Raw genomic sequence first — 4,756 nt, 5'->3', positions numbered from 1 at the left:
CGCTCGTCGAGTTCCGCGTACGACCACTCCAGACCACCCTCACCAACCACCGCCACCGCATCCGGCGAACGGCCCACCTGGGCATCGAACAACTCACCCAACGAACCCACAGGCACCGGCCGGAAGGTGGCGTTCCACCCCTCCACCACCCGCACCCGCTCCACATCACCCAGTACCTCGACCTCGCTCACCAGCAACGCCGGATCCGCCGCGACCTGCTCCAGCACCCGCACCAGCCGCTCCGCGACCGCGCGTGCGGTGGCCTCGTCGAACAGGTCGGTGGCGTACAGCAGGTCGCCGTCGATACCCGCCGGGTTGCCCTCGCCGTCGCGGTGCTCGGCCAGGGTGAGCGACATGTCGACGCGGGCCGCCGCGGCCCCGGGTGACATCGGCCGCACCTGGACGCCCGGCAGCTCCCACTGCTCGGGCGGCAAGGTCTGGACCGAGAGCATGACCTGGAACAGCGGGTGCCGGGCCAGTGAGCGGGCGGGGTTGAGGTCCTCGACGAGGTGCTCGAAGGGCAGGTCCTGGTGCGCGTACGCGGCCAGGTCGGTCTCCCGCACCCGGGCCAGCAGCTCCGCGAAGGTGGGGGCGTCGTTCAGGTCGGTGCGCAGCACCAGGGTGTTGACGAAGAAGCCGGCCAGCCGGTCCAGTGCGGCGTCCCCGCGGCCTGCGACCGCCGTGCCGATGGGGATGTCCTGCCCGGCGCCCAGCCGGGACAGCAGCAGCGCGAGCGCCGCGTGCACGACCATGAACATCGTGGCGTCGCCGCGCCGCGCGACCTCCACCAGCCGGGCATGGGTGGACACATCGACCCGCACCGGCGCCGCTCCGCCGCGGTACGAGGACACCGCGGGCCGGGAACGGTCGGTCGGCAGGGCGAGTTCCTGCGGCGCGTCGGCAAGGTTCTGCCGCCAGTAGTGCAGCTGGGCGCCGATCAGGCTGTCGGGGGCGTCCGGTTCGCCGAGCAACTGGCGCTGCCAGAGCGCGTAGTCGGCGTACTGCACCGGCAACGGTTCCCAGCCCGGCGCACGGTCCGCCCGCCGCGCCGCGTAGGCCAGTTCGAGGTCCTTGAGCAGCAGGTCCATCGTCCAGCCGTCGACGGCTATGTGGTGCGCGACGATCAGGAGTACGTACTCGGCGGGGCCGGTCCGCAGCAGTCGTATCCGCCACGGCAGGTCGACGCTCAGGTCGAAGCGCTCCTCGGTCTGCTCGGCGAGCACCGGCTCGACCTGGTCGCCGGGGGTGTCGAGGACAACGAGCGGCGGCCGGCCGGCCGGGCCTTCGAGGACGTGCTGGCGCGGTACGCCTGCGGTCTCGGGGTAGATCGTGCGCAGGCTCTCGTGCCGGTCGGCGAGGTCGCCCAGGGCGGCTTCCAGTGCCGTGACGTCGAGGTCACCGGAGACGCGGTAGCGCAACGGCAGGTTGTACGCGGCCTCGCCGCCCTGCTGGGCCTCCTCCATCTGGTTGACGAACCACATCCGCTGCTGCCCGAACGACAGCGGCACGACTTCCGGCCTGGGCTGCGGCGTCAGCGGCAGCTGTACGTCACCTCCGTCGCCGAGTTGCCGGGCCACCGCGGCGACGGTCGGCTCGGCAAAGAGCTGCCGGATGCTCAGCTCGGCGTCGAGGACGGCGCGGATGCGGGCGATCAGCCGCATGGCCTGCAGCGAGTCACCGCCCAGCTCGAAGAACGACGCGTCGACGCCGACCTGGTCGAGGCCGAGGATCTCGGCGAACAGCCCGCACAGCGCCTCCTCGACGGGGGTCGCGGGTGCGTGCCGGCCGGTGAGGCCCGCGTAGTCGGGGGCGGGCAGGGCGTCGCGGTCGAGCTTTCCGTTGACCGTGACGGGGAGGGAGTCGAGGGCCACCACCGCGGCCGGGACCAGGTAGTCCGGCAGCCGTTCGGCCACGTACTCCCGCAGTCCGCTCGGATCCACGGCACCCTTGGGTACGACGTAGGCGACGAGCCGCTTGTCCCCGGGGCGGTCCTCGCGGACCACGACGGCGGACCGGTCGACGGCGGGATGGGCGGCCAGCACTGCTTCGATCTCGCCGGGCTCCACCCGGAAGCCGCGGATCTTGATCTGGGTGTCCGCCCTGCCGACGACGACCAGCTGCCCGTCGGGGGTCCAATAGGCCAGGTCCCCGGTGCGGTACATCCGCCCGCCGGGCGCGCCGGGTTCACCGACGGCGGCGAACGGGCAGGCCACGAAGCGTTCGGCGGTCAGCGCCGAGCGGCCGAGGTAGCCGCGGGCCAGGCCAGGGCCGGCGAGATAGAGCTCTCCCGTGACGCCGACGGGGAGGGGCTGGAGGAACTCGTCCAGGACATACGTCTGCCCGTTTTCGAGCGGGCGTCCGATCGGCACCGGCGCGTCTGCGTCCACCGGGGTGAGCGGATCACTCAGGGTGACACAGACCGTGGCCTCGGTCGGGCCGTAGGCGTTCATCAGCCGCCGGCCCGGCGCCAGCCGTGCGACCAGCGCGGGCGGGCACACCTCACCCGCGACCGCGACGGTGGTCACCGTGGCGGGCAGTTCGTCGGCGGCGGCGAGCACGGACGGCGGGGCCGTCAGATGCGTCACCCCGAACTCGGCGGCCACCTCGGCCAGCGACCCGTACGGCGGCAGCATGGCCTGGTCCGCCATGACAAGGGCGGCCCCGGCGGGCAGGGCGGTGCAGAACTCGGCGAACGCGGCGTCGAAGCTCGGCGAGGCGAACTGCAGGACACGCGCGCCGGGTTCGGCCCCGAACCGCGCGATGTGGCTTGCCGCCAGGCTGCCCACGCCGGCGTGGGTGACGACGACGCCCTTCGGGATCCCGGTGGAGCCGGAGGTGTAGATGACGTACGCGGGGTGCTGGGGCCGTTGCGGCCGGATACGGTCCACGTCACCGGGGGCGGTGGCCGGGCGGGCCGCCAGTGCGGCGGCCACCTCCGGGTCGTCGAGGACCAGCCGGGGCAGCGTGCCGGCGCCCAGGCCGGCTTCGGTCCCGCTGGTGCACACCATCAGCTTCGGCCGCGCGTCGGCCAGCATGAACGCGATCCGCTGAGCTGGATACCGGGGGTCGACGGGCAGATAACCCGCGCCCGCCTTGACCACTGCCAGCAGCACCGCCATCAGGTCGACGGACCGCTCCATGGCCACGCCGACCAGGTCCTCGGGACCCACGCCCCGGGCGATCAGCTCATACGCCAGCCGGTTGCTCGTCTCCTCCAGCTGCGCGTATGTCAGACTGCGCTCCGCCCCGACGACGGCCACGGCATCGGGGGTCCGCTGCACCTGCGCCTCGAACAGCTCGGCGAGCGTGCCCTCCGCCACCTCCCGGGCGGTGTGGTTCCACTCCTGTACGACGGTGCGCCGCTCGTCCGGGTCCAGGATCTCCAGCCGGCTGAGGGGGGCGGTGGGGTCGGCGGCGATCTGGCCCAGCACCCGCGCCAGCCGCCGGGCCAGGCCCTGGACGGTGTCCTCGTCGAACAGTTCGGTGGCGTAGAAGATCTCGCCGCCGATGCCAGCCGGGGTGCCGTCGTCGTCCCGGTGTTCGGACAGGTCGACCGACAGGTCGAAGCGGGCCGCGAGGGATCCGGGCGGGGTCAACCGGACCTGGAGGCCGGGCAGGTCCCACTGCGCCGTCGGCACGTTCCGCAGCGACAGCATGACCTGGAACAGCGGGTTGCGGGACAGCGAGCGCGAGGGCGCGAGGTCCTCGACGAGATGCTCGAAAGGCACATCCTGATGGGCGTACGCGCCCAGGTCGGTCTCCCGCACCCGGGCAAGAAGCTCAGTGAAGGCGGGGTCGCCGCTCAGGTCGGCGCGCAGCACCAAGGTGTTGACGAAGAAGCCGGTCAGCCCGTCCAGCGCCGCGTCGCCGCGGCCTGCTGTCGCCGTGCCGATGGGGATGTCCGTGCCGGCCCCCATCCGGGCGAGGAGTGCCGCCAGCGCTGCGTGCACGACCATGAACACCGTTGCCCCGCCTCGCTGGGCGACCTCGACGAGGCGGGCATGGGTTCGGGCGTCGATACGGACGGGAACAAGGCCGCCCTCATACGACGAGACCGCCGGGCGCGGCCGGTCCGTCGGCAACGCCAACTCCTGCGGCGCGCCGGCCAGGGCGTCGTGCCAGTACGCGAGCTGATCGCTCAGCAGGCTGCCCGCGTCACCCTGCTCCCCCAGCAACTGCCGCTGCCAGAGGGCGAAGTCGGCGTACTGCACGGGCAGCGGCTCCCAGCCCGGCGCCCGGCCCGACAGCCTGGCCCGGTATGCCGCGCTCAGGTCCTCCGCGAGGACACCCATCGACCAGCCGTCGACGGCGATGTGGTGCGCGACGATCAGGAGTACGTACTCCGTGGGGCCGGTGACCAACAGCCGGGCCCGCCAGGGGAGTTCGGAGCCCAGTTCGAAGCCGCGGCTCGCGTGTTCGCTCAGCTCCGCCTCGACCTGCTCCGCGTCAGTGGTGACGACCACCAGGGATGGATGTGCCGCGGAGCCCTCCAGTACCTGCTGGCGCGGTACGCCGTCCGTGTCCGGGAAGACCGTGCGCAGGCTCTCGTGCCGGTCGGCGACATCGGCGAGCGCGTCCTCCAGCGCGCCACTGTCGAGGCAGCCGGAGATGCGCAGGGCGAGTGGCATGTTGTAGACGCCGTCGGCGCCCTCGCCGGCCGTCTCCAGCCGGTTGAGGAACCACATCCGCTGTTGCCCGTACGACAGCGGCAGCTGCTCGGGCCGCTCCTGCGGCTCCAGCGGCGGCCGCGCGTCGC

Annotated in this window: 1 protein-coding gene; it reads right to left on the bottom strand. The window is 72.7% G+C overall.

Annotated features, from left to right (window positions below; genetic code table 11):
- Nucleotides 1–4,756 (bottom strand): amino acid adenylation domain-containing protein (locus ACIPC1_RS40265; RefSeq protein WP_402526818.1); only part of this gene is annotated, 4,756 nt, incomplete at both ends.

Source organism: Streptomyces sp. NPDC087263 (genome assembly GCF_044744645.1).
Taxonomy (GTDB): domain Bacteria; phylum Actinomycetota; class Actinomycetes; order Streptomycetales; family Streptomycetaceae; genus Streptomyces.
The sequence above is the reverse complement of the archived record's forward strand: the minus strand, read 5'-3'. Positions and strand labels throughout refer to the sequence as shown.